This is a genomic window from Ancylobacter sp. TS-1 (genome assembly GCF_009223885.1).
GTDB lineage: Bacteria > Pseudomonadota > Alphaproteobacteria > Rhizobiales > Xanthobacteraceae > Ancylobacter.
In genome coordinates, this window is record NZ_CP045144.1 from 1,405,808 (window position 1) to 1,423,312 (window position 17,505).

The 17,505-nt window shown below is 67.7% G+C and carries 14 protein-coding genes; 9 read left to right on the top strand and 5 right to left on the bottom strand.

Annotation, left to right across the window (positions count from 1 at the left end):
• Positions 1-38 precede the first annotated feature (38 nt).
• Genes GBB76_RS06790 through mnhG form a run of 6 tightly spaced genes read left to right on the top strand, consistent with a single transcriptional unit; the run spans position 39 to position 6,084 of the window.
• A complete protein-coding gene (locus GBB76_RS06790; protein ID WP_152302597.1) occupies positions 39-2,948 on the top strand; it encodes a monovalent cation/H+ antiporter subunit A in 2,910 nt (969 codons plus the stop codon).
• Positions 2,948-3,298: a Na+/H+ antiporter subunit C gene (locus GBB76_RS06795; RefSeq protein ID WP_152302598.1), complete on the top strand. Its 351-nt coding sequence runs from the start codon at positions 2,948-2,950 to the stop codon at positions 3,296-3,298. Before GBB76_RS06790 ends, GBB76_RS06795 begins: the two co-directional genes overlap by 1 nt.
• Positions 3,295-4,953 (top strand): monovalent cation/H+ antiporter subunit D, encoded by a 1,659-nt coding sequence (locus GBB76_RS06800; RefSeq protein WP_152302599.1) that lies wholly within the window; start codon positions 3,295-3,297, stop codon positions 4,951-4,953. Before GBB76_RS06795 ends, GBB76_RS06800 begins: the two co-directional genes overlap by 4 nt.
• Positions 4,950-5,447 carry a Na+/H+ antiporter subunit E gene (locus tag GBB76_RS06805; protein WP_152302600.1) on the top strand — a complete coding sequence of 166 codons (498 nt, stop codon included), beginning with the start codon at positions 4,950-4,952 and terminating at the stop codon, positions 5,445-5,447. The genes GBB76_RS06800 and GBB76_RS06805 overlap by 4 nt, the downstream gene beginning before the upstream one ends.
• Positions 5,444-5,725, top strand: coding sequence for a K+/H+ antiporter subunit F (locus GBB76_RS06810; protein ID WP_152302601.1), 282 nt, complete (start codon positions 5,444-5,446; stop codon positions 5,723-5,725). The genes GBB76_RS06805 and GBB76_RS06810 overlap by 4 nt, the downstream gene beginning before the upstream one ends.
• The gene (mnhG, locus tag GBB76_RS06815; protein ID WP_152302602.1) at positions 5,722-6,084 is read left to right on the top strand and encodes a monovalent cation/H(+) antiporter subunit G; all 363 of its coding nucleotides are present in this window, start codon (positions 5,722-5,724) and stop codon (positions 6,082-6,084) included. Before GBB76_RS06810 ends, mnhG begins: the two co-directional genes overlap by 4 nt.
• Positions 6,085-6,096: 12 nt before the next feature.
• Here the strand turns inward: mnhG and GBB76_RS06820 are convergent, their stop codons facing one another.
• Both GBB76_RS06820 and GBB76_RS06825 read right to left on the bottom strand, forming a co-directional pair.
• Entirely contained in the window at positions 6,097-6,354 is a 258-nt protein-coding gene (locus GBB76_RS06820) for a hypothetical protein (RefSeq protein ID WP_152302603.1), read from the bottom strand.
• A gap of 70 nt (positions 6,355-6,424) precedes the next feature.
• On the bottom strand, positions 6,425-8,281 hold the full coding sequence (locus GBB76_RS06825; protein WP_152302604.1) for a sigma-54-dependent Fis family transcriptional regulator: 1,857 nt from the start codon (positions 8,279-8,281) through the stop codon (positions 6,425-6,427).
• 238 nt (positions 8,282-8,519) lie between these two features.
• Here GBB76_RS06825 and adh point away from each other — a divergent pair, with 238 nt between their 5' ends.
• Both adh and GBB76_RS06835 read left to right on the top strand, forming a co-directional pair.
• Complete coding sequence (adh, locus tag GBB76_RS06830) at positions 8,520-10,037, top strand: aldehyde dehydrogenase (protein ID WP_152302605.1); 1,518 nt, start codon at positions 8,520-8,522, stop codon at positions 10,035-10,037.
• Between the two features lie 134 nt (positions 10,038-10,171).
• Positions 10,172-10,597 (top strand): DUF779 domain-containing protein, encoded by a 426-nt coding sequence (locus tag GBB76_RS06835; RefSeq protein ID WP_152302606.1) that lies wholly within the window; start codon positions 10,172-10,174, stop codon positions 10,595-10,597.
• A gap of 89 nt (positions 10,598-10,686) precedes the next feature.
• Here GBB76_RS06835 and GBB76_RS06840 read toward each other — a convergent pair whose 3' ends face one another.
• The 3 genes from GBB76_RS06840 to GBB76_RS06850 all read right to left on the bottom strand — a co-directional run bounded on the left by GBB76_RS06840 (position 10,687) and on the right by GBB76_RS06850 (position 15,650).
• Positions 10,687-11,013 (bottom strand): hypothetical protein, encoded by a 327-nt coding sequence (locus tag GBB76_RS06840; protein WP_152302607.1) that lies wholly within the window; start codon positions 11,011-11,013, stop codon positions 10,687-10,689.
• Positions 11,014-11,338: 325 nt separating this feature from the next.
• Positions 11,339-12,271, bottom strand: a complete 933-nt coding sequence (locus GBB76_RS06845; protein WP_152302608.1) for a response regulator transcription factor — start codon at positions 12,269-12,271, stop codon at positions 11,339-11,341.
• Entirely contained in the window at positions 12,261-15,650 is a 3,390-nt protein-coding gene (locus tag GBB76_RS06850) for an ATP-binding protein (protein ID WP_152302609.1), read from the bottom strand. Before GBB76_RS06850 ends, GBB76_RS06845 begins: the two co-directional genes overlap by 11 nt.
• Before the next feature lie 479 nt (positions 15,651-16,129).
• Between GBB76_RS06850 and urtA the strand changes: the two genes are divergently transcribed.
• Positions 16,130-17,410, top strand: a complete 1,281-nt coding sequence (urtA, locus tag GBB76_RS06855; RefSeq protein ID WP_152302610.1) for an urea ABC transporter substrate-binding protein — start codon at positions 16,130-16,132, stop codon at positions 17,408-17,410.
• The last annotated feature ends 95 nt before the right edge of the window (positions 17,411-17,505 follow it).

The window sequence follows — 17,505 nt, forward strand, 5'->3', positions numbered from 1 at the left end:
TCTGAGGAAATCCGCCCGCAGGGAGGCTCCCGCTACCTATGTCAAACGGCACGCTTCTCCTCGTCGCGCTGATTCTGCCCTTCCTGGGCAGTCTCGCCGCGGGGTTCCTGCCGACCCACGCGCGCAACGCCGCGGCGGTTCTGGCTGGAAGCGTGGCGGTGGCGGGAGGCGGCATCGTCATCTGGCTCTATGCCGGCGTCGCCGACGAAGGGCCGATCCGGCTGTGGCTGTCCTGGCTCCCGATGCTGGGGCTCGACTTCACGCTCCGGCTGGACGGCCTGTCCTGGCTTTTCGCCATCCTGATCTACGGCATCGGCGCGCTGGTCGTGCTCTATGCGCGCTACTACATGTCGCGCGAAGACCCGGTTCCGCGCTTCTTCTCCTTCCTGCTCGCCTTCATGGGCTCGATGATCGGCATCGTGATCTCGGGCAATCTGGTGCAGCTCGTCTTTTTCTGGGAGCTGACCAGCCTCTTCTCGTTCCTGCTGATCGGCTACTGGCACCATTCGGCGACGGCGCGCGACGGCGCGCGCATGGCGCTTACCGTCACCGGAACGGGCGGGCTGTGCCTGCTGGTCGGGGTGCTGCTGATCGGCCGCATCGTCGGCAGCTACGACATCGACCAGGTGCTGGAGGCGCGCGACCTCATCGTCGACAGCAGCCTCTACGAGCCGGCCTTGGTGCTGATCCTGCTCGGCGCCTTCACCAAGAGCGCGCAGTTTCCGTTCCATTTCTGGCTGCCGCACGCCATGGCGGCACCCACCCCGGTCTCCGCCTATCTGCACTCGGCGACCATGGTGAAGGCCGGCATCTTCCTGCTGATGCGGCTCTGGCCGGTGATGGCCGGCACCGACGCGTGGTTCTATCTCGTCGTGCCGGCGGGACTGGTGACGCTGCTGCTCGGCGCCTTCATCGCCATCTTCCAGCAGGACCTGAAGGGGCTGCTGGCCTATTCGACCATCAGCCATCTCGGGCTGATCACGCTTCTGCTCGGCCTCGGCAGCCCGCTGGCGGCGGTGGCGGCGGTCTTCCACACGCTGAACCACGCCATCTTCAAGGCCTCGCTGTTCATGGCCGCCGGCATCATCGACCACGAGACCGGCACGCGCGACCTCCGCAAGCTCAGCGGCCTGTACCGCTACATGCCGTTCACCGCGACGCTGGCCATGGTCGCCGCCGCCGCCATGGCCGGCGTGCCGCTGCTCAACGGCTTCATCTCGAAGGAGATGTTCTTCGCCGAGGCGGTGGCCGAGCATACCGGCTCGCTGCTCGACGACAGCCTGCCCTACTGGGCGACGCTGGCCGGCGTGTTCAGCGTTACCTATTCGCTGCGCTTCATCCTCGGCGTGTTCTTCGGCCCGCCCCCGATCGGCCTGCCGCATCGCCCGCACGAGCCGGCGCACTGGATGCGCTTTCCCATCGAGCTTCTGGTGCTGATCTGCCTGCTGATCGGCATCGTGCCCGGGCTGACGGTCGGGCCGATGCTCGCCACCGTCGTGAAGGGCCTGCTCGACGCCACGCCGCCCTATTACAGCCTCGCGCTCTGGCACGGCTTCACCCTGCCGCTGCTGATGAGCTTCATCGCGCTGGCCGGCGGCGTGCTGCTGTATTTCTCCCTGCGCCGCTATCTGGAGAGCGGCATAGAGGGGCCGCCGCTCCTGCGCGATCTCAAGGGCCAGCGCATCTTCGAGAAGCTGCTGGTGACGATCTCCTGGCAATGGGCGCGCGCGGCCGAGTCGGCGCTCGGCACGCGCCGGCTGCAGCCGCAGATGCGCATCGTCATCGCGCTGGCGGTGGCGGCGGCGCTGTCGCCCTTCATCGTCAACGGGGCGGTCGGCGCCGGCAGCCTGCCCGGCTCGCCGGTGGCGCCGGCCTTCGCGCTTCTGTGGGCGGTCGGCATCGCCTGCGCGCTCAGCGCCGCCTATCAGGCCAAGTATCACCGCTTCGCCGCGCTGGTGCTGGTGGGCGGCGCCGGCCTCGTCACCTGCGTCACCTTCGTCTGGCTGTCGGCGCCGGACCTCGCGCTCACCCAGCTCCTGGTCGAGATCGTGACCACGGTGCTGCTGCTGCTCGGCCTGCGCTGGCTGCCCAAGCGGATCGAGGAGGTCTACCCGACGCGGCCGCCGCTGGGCGTGCTCGTGCGCCGCTATATAGACCTCGCCCTCGCCTGCTCGCTCGGCGGGCTGATGGCCTTCCTCGCCTATTGCCTGATGACCCGCCCGGTGCCCGACACCGTGTCGCGCTTCTTCGTCGAGCGCGCCTACACGGAGGGCGGCGGGCGCAACATCGTCAACGTCATACTGGTCGACTTCCGCGGCTTCGACACCATGGGCGAGATCGTGGTTCTGTGCCTCGCCGCGCTGACCGTCTTCGCCCTGCTGCGCCGCTTCCGCCCGGCGCCGGAGAGCGTCGCGGCGCCCGAGCAGCAGCGCGTGCAGAACGCCTATGACGAGGCCGAGCCGGACCGCTCGCCGGGCGACACCGTGACCGACTACATGCTGATCCCGCGCCTGATCATGAACTGGCTGTTCCCGGTCATCGCGGTGATGGCGGTCTATCTGTTCATCCGCGGCCACGACCTGCCGGGCGGCGGCTTCGCGGCCGGCATCACCCTCTCCATCGCCTTCGTGGTGCAGTACATGGCGAGCGGCACGCGCTGGGTGGAGGACCATCTGCGCGTGCTGCCGCTGCGCTGGATGGGGCTCGGCCTGCTCACCTCGGCGGCGACGGGGGCCGGCTCCTGGTGGTTCGGCTACCCGTTCCTCACCTCGCATTTCCAGTATCTGGACATTCCCTTCATCGGCAAGATGCCGGCGGCGTCCGCCCTTTTGTTCGACCTCGGCGTGTTCTCGCTGGTGGTCGGCGCCACCGTGCTGATCCTGATCGCCCTCGCCCATCAGTCGCTGCGCAGCTCGCGCGCCGCCCAGGCGGCGGAGGGAGGCGACTGATGGAAATCATCCTGTCGATCGGCATCGGCATCTTCGCCGCTTCGGGCGTGTGGCTCATCCTGCGCCCGCGCACCTATCAGGTCATCATCGGCCTCTCGCTGGTCTCCTACGCGGTCAACCTGTTCATCTTCGCCATGGCCGGCGGCGGACTGCGGGTCGGCGCCCCGCCGATCATCGGCACGGGAACGGCCGGCGACCCCACCGTGCTGGCCGACCCGATCCCGCAGGCGCTGGTGCTGACCGCCATCGTCATCGGCTTCGCCATGACGGCGCTGTTCCTCGTCGTGCTGCTCGCCGCGCGCGGGCGCACCGGCACCGACCATGTCGACGGACGGGAGCCGGAGCGATGACCGGCGCGACGACCCCGGCAATCGAGCATCTCGCCATCCTGCCGGTCCTGCTGCCGCTGGCGGTGGGCGCCTTCATGCTGCTGTTCGACGAGCGCCGGCGCCTGTTGAAGATGGTGCTAAGCCTTGCCACCGTGCTGGCCCTTCTGGGCATCGCGGTCACGCTGATCGTGCTGGTCAACATGCCCTCGGGCGACCGCTGGTCGACCATCTTCGTCTATCCGCTCGGCAACTGGCCGCCGCCCTTCGGCATCGTGCTGGTGGTCGACCGCCTCGCCGCGATGATGCTGCTTCTGACCGCCCTGCTCGGCAGCGCGACGCTGCTCTTCGCCATGGCGCGCTGGCACAAGGCGGGGCCGCGCTTCTACACGCTGTTCCTGCTGCTGCTGACCGGCCTGAACGGCGCTTTCCTCACCGGCGACCTGTTCAACCTGTTCGTCTTCTTCGAGATCCTGCTCGCCGCCTCCTACGGGCTGGTGCTGCACGGCTCCGGCACGGCGCGGGTGCGGGCGGGGCTGCATTACATCCCGATCAACCTCGTCGCCTCCTCGCTCTTCCTCATCGGCGTCGCGGTGATCTACGGCGTCACCGGCACGCTCAACATGGCGGATCTGAGCCGCATCGTGCCGACGCTGGAGCCGCAGGCGCGCGTGCTGATGGAGGCCGGCGCGGCGGTGCTCGGCATCGCCTTCCTGGTGAAGGCCGGCATGTGGCCGCTGAGCTTCTGGCTGCCGACCACCTATGCCGCCGCCTGCGCGCCGATCGCGGCGATGTTCGCCATCATGACCAAGGTCGGCGTCTATGTGATCCTGCGCCTGTTCCTGCTCTGCTTCGGCGACGAGGCCGGCGCCTCGGAGGAATTCGGCGCGCTCTGGCTCTATTATGGCGGCATGGCCACCATCGCCTTCGGCGCCATCGGCGTGCTGGCCTCGCAGTCCATGCAGCGGCTCGGCGGCTATGCGGTGCTGGTGTCCTCCGGCACGCTGCTCGCCGCCATCGGCACCGGCAACAGTGCGGTGATCTCCGGTGCGCTCTACTACATGGCCGCGTCCACCCTCGCCATCAGCGCCTATTTCCTGCTGGTGGAGCTGATCGAGCGCGGCCAAGCGGCCGGCGCCGACGTGCTGGCAGTGACGCTGGAAATTTTCGGCGACCCGGAGGAGGACATCGAGGACGAGGACGAGGAAGTCGGCGTCGCCATTCCCGCCACCATCGCCGTGCTGGGCGGCGCCTTCGTCGCCTGCACCGCGCTGCTCGCCGGCCTGCCCCCGCTTTCCGGCTTCATCGCCAAATTCGCCATGCTGTCGGCGCTGATCAACGAGGCCGGGGACATTCCGGCCGCGCATTGGGCCTTCGTCGCGCTGCTGATGATGTCGGGCCTCGCCACGCTGATCGCCATGACCCGCAACGGCATCCGCACGCTCTGGGTGCCGGCGGAGAACGAGATTCCGCGCGTGCGCGCCATCGAGGCGATCCCGGTCGGGGTGCTGCTGTTCCTGTGCGCGGCGATGACGGTCGCGGGCGGTCCGACCATGCGCTACATGGAGGCCACCGCGCAGATCCTCTACTGGCCCAGCGAATATGCCCGCGAGGTGCTCGGTCCCGCCGCTTCCGGCAATACTCCGGCCGGGCGTGCTGCGCCGGGAGGCACGCCATGAGCCTCATCCGCAAGGTGCTGCCGCATCCGCTGCTGTTCCTCGCCCTCCTCGCCATGTGGCTGCTGCTGATGCAGAGCCTCTCCGCCGGCCAGCTCGTGCTCGGCGCAGTCGTGGCCTTCGGCGGCTGCTGGCTGATGGTGGCGCTCGATCCACCGCCGACGCGCCTGCGCCGCCCGCGCGCCGTGGCCCGCCTCGCCGGGCGGGTCTTCGTCGACGTGTTCCGCTCCAACATCGCCGTCGGCCGCATCATCCTCGGCGGCGAGGAGCGGCGCACCCATTCCGGTTTCATGAGCCTGCGGCTCGACCTGACCAACAGCTACGGCCTCGCCGTGCTGGCCATCGTGCTGACCTGCACGCCGGGCACCCAATGGGTGCATTACGATCCCTCGCGCGGGGTCCTGATGCTGCACGTGCTCGATCTGGTGGACGAGAAGGAGTGGGTGCGCATCATCAAGCAGCGTTACGAGGCCCTGCTGATGGAGATCTTCGAATGAGCGCGGCGATCCTCGGCTGGTCGATCACGGTGGCGCAGATACTGCTCGCCCTCGCCATGGCCTGCGCGGCGCTGCGCTTCATCCGCGGCCCGCGCGCGCAGGACCGCATCATCGGCCTCGACACCTTCTACGTGAATGCGATGCTGATCCTGCTGACGCTGGGCATACGCAGCGGCGCCACGCTCTATTTCGAGGCGGCGCTGGTCATCGGCCTGCTCGGCTTCGTCGGCACGGTGGCGCTCGCCAAGTTCCTCATGCGCGGCGAGGTGGTCGAATGAGCCCGGTTCCCGACCTGCCGCTCTGGGCGGCGCTCCTGGTCTCGTTCCTGCTCGTCGCCGGCGCGCTGGTGACGCTGATCGGTTCCATCGGCCTGTGGCGGCTGCCGAATTTCTACGCCCGGCTGCACGCCCCCTCGCTCGGCGCCACGCTCGGCACCGGCTCGATCCTCGTCGCCTCGATGATCTGCTTTTCGGTGCTGCAGAGCCGGCCGCTGGTGCACGAGGTGCTGATCGCCCTCTTCATCACCATCACCACGCCGGTGACGCTGATGCTGCTGGCCCGCGCCTCGCTCTACCGCGACCGCGTCGAGGGCAACCCGGACGCCCCCGAGAACGACCCCGAGCCGACCGACCCCTGAGCGCGCGGCGCGTCAGCGGCGCGGATCGTCCGGCTCTTCGGGCGTGCCGTCGAGCGAACCGTCGACGGTTTGCAGCGTCTCCTTGTGGAAGCGCCCGCCGTCGCGGCGCGCCTCCTTGCCATCCGTGGGGTGATTGTCGTTGTCGACCTCGTCGAGCGGAGGGGCGAGCGGGTCGCTTACCCCGGTCAGCCGGTCGTCGAGCACGGCATCGACATTGGCCGGGTCGACGACGACGGGATTCTGGTCGAGCCGGCGGGGATCGCGGACCATGGTCATGCCTCCGTTGCTTGTCTGGAGAGGCAACGGGCGGCAGCGCGGCAGGTTCCCGCCGCGCGGCCGATCAGGCTTGGAAGAGGCGCCGGTAGAGCGTGGAGCGGTTGACGCCCAGCCGGCGCGCCGCCTGCGAGACATTGCCGCCGCAGGCATCGAGCGCGCGCCGCATCGCCTCCACGGTCAGGGCGTCGAGCGTGTCCGGCGCGGGCGCGGCGGGGATCGGCGAGGCGGACAGGATGTCGGCCGGCAGCATGTCCTCGTTCACCGGCCGGTGCGGCTCGGCAAGGGCGGCGAGAGCCCGCAGCGTGCCCGCGAGCTGGCGGAAATTGCCCGGCCAGCCATGCTCCGCCAGACGCCGCTCGCAACCCTCCGAGAGGGTGATCCGGTCGTCGTCGACGAGGCGCTGCCACAGCGCCCGCACGATGGCGCGCCGGTCGGCCAGAGCCCGCAGCGGCGGCAGTTCCACCGTGTAATGGGCGATGCGGAAATACAGGTCCTGCCGGAAGCTGCCCGTCTCCACCAGCGCGCGCAGGTCGCGATGGGTGGCGCAGAGCAGCGCGAAGTCCACCTTGACCGGCCGACCGCCGCCGAGCGGGGCGACCTCGCGCTCCTGAAGCACGCGCAGCAGCCGGGATTGCAGCCCCAGCGGCATGTCGCCAATCTCGTCGAGGAACAGCACGCCGCCATCGGCCTCGCGCAGCAGGCCCTTGCGGCCATGCCGGCGCGCGCCGGTGAAGGCGCCGTCCTCATAGCCGAACAGCTCGGATTCGATCAGCGTCTCGGGAATCGAGGCGCAGTTCACCGCCACGAAGGGGCCGCCCCCCCGGGTGCTGAGCCGGTGAATCTCGCGCGCCGCCAGTTCCTTGCCGGTGCCGGTCTCCCCGCGCACCAGCACGGGCACGTCGGCATCCACCATCCGCACCGCGCGGCCGATCGCCTCGCGCTCGGGCGTGCCGAGCACCGGCCCGGCGTCCCGCAGCCGGGCCGCAGGCGTCGTCGGCCGCAAGGCACGGGCGATGCTGCCGCCGGCGCCGTCGAAACGGGCGAACAGGGCCTCGCCACGGGCGCCGCGCAGCGCATGGGTCTCGCCGTCGGGACGCGGCAGGCGCTCCAGCAGCGCGTCCGCCCGCGCCGCGCCGAGCGCCGACCAGTCGGCGCCGACAAGGCCGAGCCCGGTGCGGTTGGCGGCCACCAGCCGCTCATCCTCGAACACCAGCACGCCCTCGCGCGCGGTTCCCAAAAGGGCCCGCTCGGATTGCAGGCGCAGGATGCGCCTCCCGGCGAAATCCTCGTCGAAGAAACGGTGCTCGATCTGCGCCACCGCCATGCGCACGAGGCCGAGCGCGTGGCGATGGTCGACCGCCGCCGGGCCGGACAGGTCGAGCGCGCCGACGGTGCGGCCATAGGGATCGAGGATCGGCGCCGCCGAACAGGAGAGGATGCCGTGCGGGTCGTAATAATGCTCGCCGCCATGCACGGCGATGGGCCGGCCCTCGACCAGCGCGGTGCCGACCGCGTTGGTGCCGGTCGAGTTCTCGCCCCACAGCACGCCGGGGCGCAGCGCCACCTGCGCGGCGCGGGCGGCGAAGTCGGCATTGCCGAGCGCGTCGAGGATCAGCCCGTCGGCATCGGTGAGGATGACCACGCAGCCGGTCTGCATGGCGTCGGCGTAGAGGCTCTCGATCTCCGGCCGGCACAGCCGGCGCAGCCGCTCGTGCCGCTCGGCGACGGCGCTAAGCTCATAGGCGGTCAGCGGTTCGAGGCGCGGCAGCGCGGCGCTGTCGAGCCCGCGTTCCTGGCAGCGCTGCCACGAGCGCAGGATCGGCTCCGGCACCAGCGCGTCCAGCGGCCGGTCCGGGCGGGCGTGCTGAAAGAACTGCCGGCGCGCGGCGAGCACCGTGCGCGATGAGACCTCGGGGCGCATGCGATCCTCCCGGAGTGTTGCAAAATGCCACACGTGTCGCAGGTCTTGTTGTTATATCGGACAGTTGTTGCAAAGTTTTCGTGGCGCGTCCACGCGAATGATCATCACCGCTTCGCGAGAGCACCGCGCCCGCGAGCAATACCAACATCTTGCCGCCATGCAGTATCGAATTTGTGCATCGCCGCAAAGGACTGGCACAACGGGTGCAATTCTCGGACTCCCAGCCTGGGAGGAACATATGAACAAACCTGAACTCGCCATCACCAAGCAGTCGCCCTTCAAGGCCCGCTACGGGAACTTCATCGGCGGCCAGTTCGTCGAGCCGGTCGGCGGCCGCTATTTCGACAACACCTCGCCCGTCACCGGCGGCAAGATCTGCGAGATCGCCCGCTCCGACGCGGCCGACATCGAGAAGGCGCTCGACGCCGCCCATGCCGCCAAGGACGCCTGGGGCCGCACCTCGGCCGCCGAGCGCGCCCAGATTCTCAACAAGATCGCCGACCGCATGGAGGAAAATCTCGACCTCCTGGCGCTGGCCGAAACCTGGGACAACGGCAAGCCGATCCGCGAGACGACGGCGGCCGACATGCCGCTCGCCATCGACCATTTCCGCTACTTCGCCGGCGCCGTGCGCGCCCAGGAAGGCGGCATCAGCGAGATCGACCACGATACCATCGCCTACCATTTCCACGAGCCGCTCGGCGTCGTCGGGCAGATCATCCCGTGGAACTTCCCCATCCTCATGGCGGTGTGGAAGCTCGCCCCGGCGCTGGCCGCCGGCAATTGCGTGGTGCTCAAGCCCGCCGAACAGACCCCGGCCTCCATCCTCGTGCTGGCCGAGCTGATCGCCGACCTTCTGCCCCCGGGCGTGCTGAACATCGTCAACGGCTTCGGCCTCGAAGCCGGCAAGCCGCTCGCCAGCTCCAACCGCATCGCCAAGATCGCCTTCACCGGCGAGACGACGACCGGCCGGCTGATCATGCAGTACGCCAGCCAGAACCTCATCCCCGTCACGCTGGAGCTGGGCGGCAAGTCGCCGAACATCTTCTTCAAGGACGTGGTGGCCGAGGACGACGACTTCTTCGACAAGGTGGTCGAAGGCTTCGTCATGTTCGCGCTCAACCAGGGCGAGGTCTGCACCTGCCCGAGCCGCGCGTTGATCCAGGAAAGCATCTATGACCGCTTTATGGAGAAGGCGCTGAAGCGGGTGGAAGACATCATTCAGGGCTCGCCGCTCGACCCGGCGACCATGATCGGCGCCCAGGCCTCTTCCGAGCAGCTCGACAAGATCCTGTCCTATATCGACATCGGCAAGCAGGAAGGCGCGCAGGTGCTCACCGGCGGCGAGCGCAACAATCTCGGCGGCGACCTCGCCGGCGGCTACTATGTGAAGCCGACGGTGTTCAAGGGCCACAACAAGATGCGGATCTTCCAGGAGGAGATCTTCGGCCCGGTCGTGTCCGTGACCACCTTCAAGGACGACGAGGACGCGCTCTCCATCGCCAACGACACGCTGTACGGCCTCGGCGCCGGCGTGTGGACCCGCGACGGCAACCGCGCCTACCGCTTCGGCCGCGCCATCCAGGCCGGCCGCGTGTGGACCAACTGCTACCACGCCTATCCCGCCCACGCGGCCTTCGGCGGCTACAAGCAGTCCGGCATCGGTCGCGAGAACCACAAGATGATGCTCGACCACTACCAGCAGACCAAGAACATGCTGGTCAGCTACAGCCCGAAGAAGCTCGGCTTCTTCTGAGCGGATGGCCGGCGGGCGGCAACCGGAGCCACCGGGCCGTCGCCCGCCGAGCCGCCTGCCTCGCCGTCATACCGGCGTTGCGCCGTCCCGGAACCCTTCGCCGGGACGGCGGCTTTTTTCGTAAGGAGGCCCTCATGAGCCCAACGAGCACCGCCGAAGCCGAAGCCGCAACCGTCGCCGACACCATTCCCAGGGTGCTGGCGACACCGGCCGCCCTCGAACTCATCGCCACCCTCGCCGCCGCCAACGGGCCGCTGCTGTTCCACCAGTCGGGGGGATGCTGCGACGGCTCCTCGCCCATGTGCTACGCGCAGGGCGACTACATCGTCGGCGACCGCGACGTGCGCATGGGCGAGATCGGCGGGGCGCCCTTCTATATGAGCCCCTCGCAATTCGCCTACTGGCAGCACACGCAGCTGATCATCGACGTGGTGCCCGGGCGCGGTGGCATGTTCAGCCTGGAGAACGGGCGGGACGTGCGCTTCCTCACCCGCTCACGGCTCTTCGCCGACGACGAGCTCGATCGCCTGGCCCCGACCCGCGAGGGCGCGGACGGCTGACGCCTGACGAAAACGCCACCCGCGGGTACGGATGGCGCCATAGGATCAAATGGAACTTCGCTAAAGCCGGCGGCGATGCCGGCCCGGCTTCACTGGCAGAGCAGGATGTCCTGCTCGCGCACGAGCCGGTAGGTGTCCGCCAGCTTGGTGACGAAGCGCACGTCGCCGCCGCTGTTGAGGCAGTAGTCGACGAGGCGACCCTCACCCCAGCTGATGCGGACGGCGCGCGGGTTGAAGCAGAGATTCTGCAGCTCGATGCGGCCGGCGGAGGAACTGATCTCCACCACGCACACGCGCTCCACGGCGCCCTGCAGGTCGCTGCCGGCCCAACGCGGCTGCGCAAAGGCGATGCCGCCGAGAAGCGTGGCGCCGCATGCCAGAGCAATTCCACCCGTAACGATATGCTTCTTGTTCACCTTGGCGACCCCCGTCGAGCCTGGGCTTGGCGGCGGAATTTACACTTCGTTGTCGATAAAGCAACAATTTTGAAATTATATCGCAGTTTTTTCGCTTCAGATTTGAATTTTATGAGTACGCCCCCAAATCCGGCCGGGATTCCGCCCAACAGGCGGGCAAATGGCGCGGCTGCACGATTCGAGGCACCCCGTGATTCGCCGAGCGGGCCGGATACCATCCCCCTCGGCGCGCCGGGCAGCGACGGACGGTACATACATGCCGCCACCTGGGCGCGGGTCGGGCTTTATGGCGGAAAATCCGGCGGACCGCCAGAGGGGTGCGCAGCTACCGGCTGGTGAGCGCCGTGACGGCCAGCGCCGTGGCTGCCGCGCGATTCTCCACGCCGATCTTGGCGTAGATCTGCTCGAGATGCTTGTTCACCGTGCGCGGCGACAGGCCGAGAATCTCGCCGATGTCGCGATTGGCCTTGCCGCGCGCCAGCCACATCAGCACCTCGGCCTCGCGTACGGTGAGGTTCAGCTTCGCCCTCAGCACCTGCTCGGGCGGCAGGCCCTCGTCCTCGACGATGCGCAGCAGCAGTTCCTCAGGGCCGATCTGCCCGACATAGGAGAGCTTGAGCCGGCGCGGCGTGCTGTCGACGGCAAGCTCGATCACGTTCGGCTCGGCCGCCGCGGACTCGCCCTTGCGGCCTTCCAGCCAGCGGCGCACCGATTCGGGCAGCATGAAGCTGTCGCCCGGCGGCGAGATGGTGATCGCGGTCAGCAGCGCCGTCGCCTGGGGCGTCGACCACAGCACCCGGCCCTCGCGCGTCGCCGAGAGCAGGTAGCGCCCGGCCGCGTCGAGCGCCGCGCGGGCGCTGTGGGTCTGGCGGGCATTGGCCAGATGCACGCGGATGCGCGCGATAAGCTCGTCCGGCGAGATCGGCTTGGTCACATAGTCGACCCCGCCGGCCTCCAGCCCCTTCACGATCTGCTCGGTCTCCGACAGGCCGGTCATGAAGATGACCGGCACATGGGCGACCGCCTTGTTGCGCTTGAGCAGGCGGCAGGTCTCGAACCCGTCCATGCCCGGCATCACCGCGTCCATGAGGATGATGTCGGGCGTGATGCGCTCGACCAGCGCCAGCGCGTTGGCGCCCTCGACGGCGACCAGCACCGTTGCGCCCGCCGCTTCGAGCGCGTCGGTGAGGAGACTCAGCGTCTCCGGCGAATCGTCCACCACGAGGACGATGTCTCGGCGCTCCACGCTATGCATCATTGCTGCGCAACGCCTCCAGGACAGCCATGTATTGTTTGAGGTCGAACGTTTCCATCAGGTCGCGCATATGCGTGACGAACGCCTTGTGGTCGGGCGAGGCGCCCTCGATCTCGCTCAGCTTGGCCTGGATGCCGCGCACATAGCCGATCTCGCCCAGCTTCACGAGGTCGTCGATATGCACGCCGGAAGGCGCCTGAAGGCTGCCGGCCGGCACCACCTCCTTCACCGCCTGCGCGGTCAGCTCGGCCTCGCCGATCCATTCGAGGTCGAGCAGCACGGCCATCTTCTCCAGCAGCGTGCGCAGATGCACCGGCTTCACCAGATGGTCGTCGTGCTGGGACAGCCCGTCGCCGTGTATCTCCCCCGCATTGGCCGAGATGATGATGATGCGCGGGCGCGCGCGCCCCTCGTCGCGCAGCAGCCGCACCACCTCCCAGCCATTGAGGCCGGGCATGGAGATGTCGAGCAGCAGCAGGTCCGGGTCCCATTCGCGCACCATGTCGAGCGCCTGCACGCCGTCGGAGGCCGCCAGCACGGTGAAGCCGAGCGGCACCAGCAGCTCGTGCATCAGGTCGCGATGGGCGGCGTCGTCGTCGGCGACCATCACCGTGCGGCGCGGGCCGGTATAGCCGGCGATGTGCCGGTGCTGGATCGGGGCGACGCCGGAGGGATTCGTGACCTCCGAGAGCATCAGCTTCACCCGGAAGGTGCTGCCCTCCCCGGGCGTCGAGGTTAGCGATATCTCGCCGCCCATGATCTCGGTCAGCAGCTTGGTGATGGTGAGGCCGAGGCCGATGCCGGCGGTGGAATAGGTGCCGGCGCGCTCGCCGCGCTCGAACGGCTCGAAGATGCGCTTGTGGTCGGCGGCGGGAATGCCGATGCCGCTGTCCTCCACCTCGAACTCGGCCACCTGGTTGCGATAGCCCACGCGCAAGGCCACCCGCCCGCTGGCGGTGAACTTGATCGCGTTGGACAGGAGGTTGATCAGGATCTGCCGCAGCCGCTTCTCGTCGGTGTAGACGACCGCCGGCAGCCGCTCGGGGCGCACATAGACGAAGTCGATGCCCTTGGCGGTAGCCTGAAGGCGGAACATGTCGACAAGCTGGTCGAGGAAGTCGCCGATGCGCACCTCGTCGCGGTTGAGATGCAGCCGCCCGGCCTCGATCTTGGAGATGTCGAGCAGCCCGTCGATCAGGCCGGACAGGTGCTCGGCCGAGCGCCGCACGACGCGGATGGCGTCGCGCCGGTGCGGCGGGATCAGCGTGTCGCGCTCCAGAAGCTGGGCGTAGCCGAGAATGGCGTTGAGGGGCGTGCGCAGCTCGTGGCTGATGCCGACGACATAGCGGCTCTTGGCGAGGTTGGCGGCCTCGGCGGCTTCCTTGGCCTTCTGCAGCTTGGCGTCGGTGCGCTTGTGCGCTTCGATCTCCCGCATCAGCAGCGACGTCTGGCGGTTGCTCTCCTCCTGCGCGACGCTGCGGCTTTCCTGCGCCAGCACCAGCAGCCAGGCGGCGACGCCGGCGATGATGAGCAGGATGAAATAGAGCGTGAACAGCACATTGCCGACCGCCTCGCGCTCGGCCGCCGGCGCGAAGGTCGCCTGAAAATAGATCACGCCCAATATGCCGCCGATCACCAGCGCCAGCAGCGACATGACGCCGATATAGTGGCCGAGCCGCGAATTGACGCGGGCCACCACCCAGCTCGGCAGCGTGGCTCGCATCGCCGCCAGTATCTGGTCGGGGAAGCGCGCATCCTCCTTGCAGCGGTCGTTGCAGCGCGCGTCGAGCGAGCAGCACAGCGAGCAGATCGGGCCCGCATAGACCGGGCAGTGCGCCATGTCCTCCGGCTCGAACTTGTGCTCGCAGATGCAGCACTTGAGCGTATGGCGGGCATCCCAGTTCTTGGCCGTGCGCCGGGCGATGTAGTAGCGCCCGCCGGTGGCAAAGGCGATGGCGGCGGCCGCGACGAAGGAGACCACCAGCGCGAGGAAGGGCGCGAACACCTTCAGCGTCGGCCCGAAGAAGCCGGCGAAGGCGATGACTCCGACCAGCGTGCCGGCCAGCACCGCGCCGACGCCGACCGGGTTGATGTCGTAGAGATGCGCCCGCTTGAACTCGATGCCCGGCGGGCTCCAGCCCATCGGCTTGTTGACCACGAGATCGGCCACCAGCGCCGCCACCCACGCCACCGCCACGATGGCGTAGAGGCCGAGGATCTGCTCCAGCGCCTTGTAGATGCCGAGCGCCATCAGGGTGAGCGCGATGGTGACGTTGAACACCAGCCAGACCACCCGGCCCGGATGGCTGTGCGTCAGGCGCGAGAAGAAGTTCGACCAGGCGATCGACCCCGCATAGGAGTTGGTCACGTTGATCTTCAGCTGCGCCAGGATGACGAAGACGCCGGTGAAGGCGAGCGCCACCTCCGGCGACAGCACCGTCTTGAACGCCACCAGATACATCTGCGTGGGCTCGGCGGCGTGGAGCAGCGGAATGCCCTGGGTGAGCGCGAAATAGGTAAGGAAGGACCCGGCCAGCATCTTGATGCCGCCGGGGATGATCCAGCCCGGCCCGGCGCTCAGCAGCGCGACCCACCACAGCACATTGCGCGCCGTCTCGCTGCGCCCGGGCGCCCGGCGCGGCAGGAAGCGCAGGAAGTCGACCTGCTCGCCGATCTGCGCCACCAGCGCGAACACGACCGTCGTGGCGGCGCCGAACAGCACGAGGTCGAACGAGCCGTCGCGCGCGCCGAACTGGCCGGTGAAGGAGGTCCACCCGGCCATCGGATCATCCGCCATCAGGAAGATGAAGACGAAGGGAATGATGTTCAGCACCAGCCAGAACGGCTGCGTCCAGAGCTGGAACCGGCTGATGAAGGTGATGCCGTGCGTCACCAGCGGGATCACCACCAGCGCGCTGATGAAATAGCCGATCATCAGCGGCACGCCGAAGCACATCTCCAGCGCCAGCGCCATGATCGCCGCCTCGATGGCGAAGAACAGGTAGGTGAAGGAGGCGTAGATCAGCGAGGTGACGGTGGAGCCGATATAGCCGAAGCCGGCGCCGCGGGTGAGCAGGTCGATGTCGACGCCGAACTTGGCGGCGTGGTAGCTGATCGGCAGGCCGGCGGCGAAGATGATGGCGCAGACCACGAGAATGGCCGCCACCGCGTTCTGGAAGCCGTAGGCGAGCGTGATCGCCCCGCCGATCGCCTCCAGCGCCAGGAAGGACACCGCGCCGAGCGCGGTATTGGCCACGCGCAGCGCCGACCAGCGGCGCGCGCTCTTGGCCGTGAAGCGCAGAGCGTAGTCTTCCAGCGTCTCGTTGACGACCCACTGATTGTAGCGGCGCCGCACGCGAACGATCTTCTGTTCCGCCGCCATAGGGTTCCGCCTCGCCGCATCGACGCCAGACATGCCCGCGCGCTTAACCTCCCCACGCATTTTGTTGTTGCTGCACTGCATCGAACCCGGACGGAGCCCACCTCCGCCGGCCGAATATCAAGCACGAACCGTTCCAGTTAAGTCGACACTGTCCGCGTCACGTTGACCGCCGTGTATCGGTGACAGCGCCGACCCATCTGTCAATGATTTAATTTCAAATTGAATCCAAATAGGGCGAACAGCTTCCACCTTTACCACAAGCCAGATCATTGAACTTCTATACGCGCGCGCGCGAACATGTACGCCGGCGAACGCACACGCGACGCCGAGCTTACCGGGTCACTGTGTAGGAGCCGCCGCCAATCCCCTATACGTCAATCGACGTATTGCTGCATCGCGTCATCGCCCCCCACGATCCGGTCAATGCAAGCACATAGCTAAGCTTGTTAAGGCCACGTCAAACCCGTGGAGGGGAACTTATGTCTTCAAATAACGACAATTCTTCCAAGTTTTCGAGCACGCGCCGCAAGCTCCTTATGGGCATGGCGACGCTGCCGGCCGTGCCTCTTCTCGCAAACACCGGCCTCTTTTCTACTCCCGCCTTCGCCCAGGCGCCGGCGACGTCTGCCGTGAACACCACGGGCCTCGCCGTTACCGATACGGAAGTCACCGTTGGCATCCTGCACTCGGTCACCGGCACCATGGCGATCTCGGAGACCGGCTCGGTGCAGGCCGAGAAGCTCGCCATCGAGCAGATCAACGCGATGGGCGGCGTGCTCGGCCGCAAGATCAAGTTCATCCAGGAGGACGGCGCGTCCGACTGGCCGACCTTCGCCGAGAAGGCCAAGAAGCTGCTGGTCAACGACAAGGTCGCGGCCATCATGGGCTGCTGGACCTCGGCCTCGCGCAAGGCCGTGCTGCCGGTCGTCGAGCAGTACAACGGCATGCTGTACTACCCGACCTTCTATGAAGGCCTCGAGCAGTCCAAGAACGTCATCTACACCGGCCAGGAAGCCACCCAGCAGATCCTCGCCGGCCTCGACTGGGTCAACAAGACCAAGGGCGCCAAGAGCTTCTACCTCATCGGCTCGGACTACATCTGGCCGCGCACCTCGATGAAGATCGCCCGCAAGCACATCGAGAACAAGCTGGCCGGCAAGGTCGTGGGCGAGGATTACTTCCCGCTCGGCCACACCCAGTTCAACTCGGTGATCAACAAGTTCAAGCTGACCAAGCCGGACGTGATCTACGCCGCGGTCGTCGGCGGCTCGAACGTCGCCTTCTACAAGCAGCTCAAGGCGGCCGGCATCGACCTCTCGAAGCAGACCCTGCTCACCATCTCGGTGACCGAGGACGAGATCGACGGCATCGGCGGCGAGAACTTCGTCAACGCCTATAGCTGCATGAAGTACTTCCAGTCGCTCGACAATCCGAACAACAAGGACTTCGTCGCCGCCTTCAAGAAGATGTGGGGCGAGAAGACCGTGATCGGTGACGTCACCCAGGCTGCCTATCTCGGCCCGTGGCTGTGGAAAATGACCGTCGAGAAGGCGGGCTCCTTCGACATCGACAAGATCGCCGAGGCCTCGGCCGGCATCGAGTTCACCAAGGCGCCGGAAGGCTACGTCAAGATCCACCCGAACCACCATCTGTGGTCCAAGACCCGCGTCGGCCAGGCCCAGCCGGACGGCCAGTTCAAGGTGGTCTTCGAGACCCCCGAGCTGATCGAGCCCGATCCGTTCCCGAAGGGCTACCAGTGATCGGTTGAAGCTCCCACCCGGAGAGGGCTCGCGCCCTCTCCGGGGCTCTTTCCGTTGACGGGGACCGCGCCGCACGCGCGCACGCCGGGGGATTT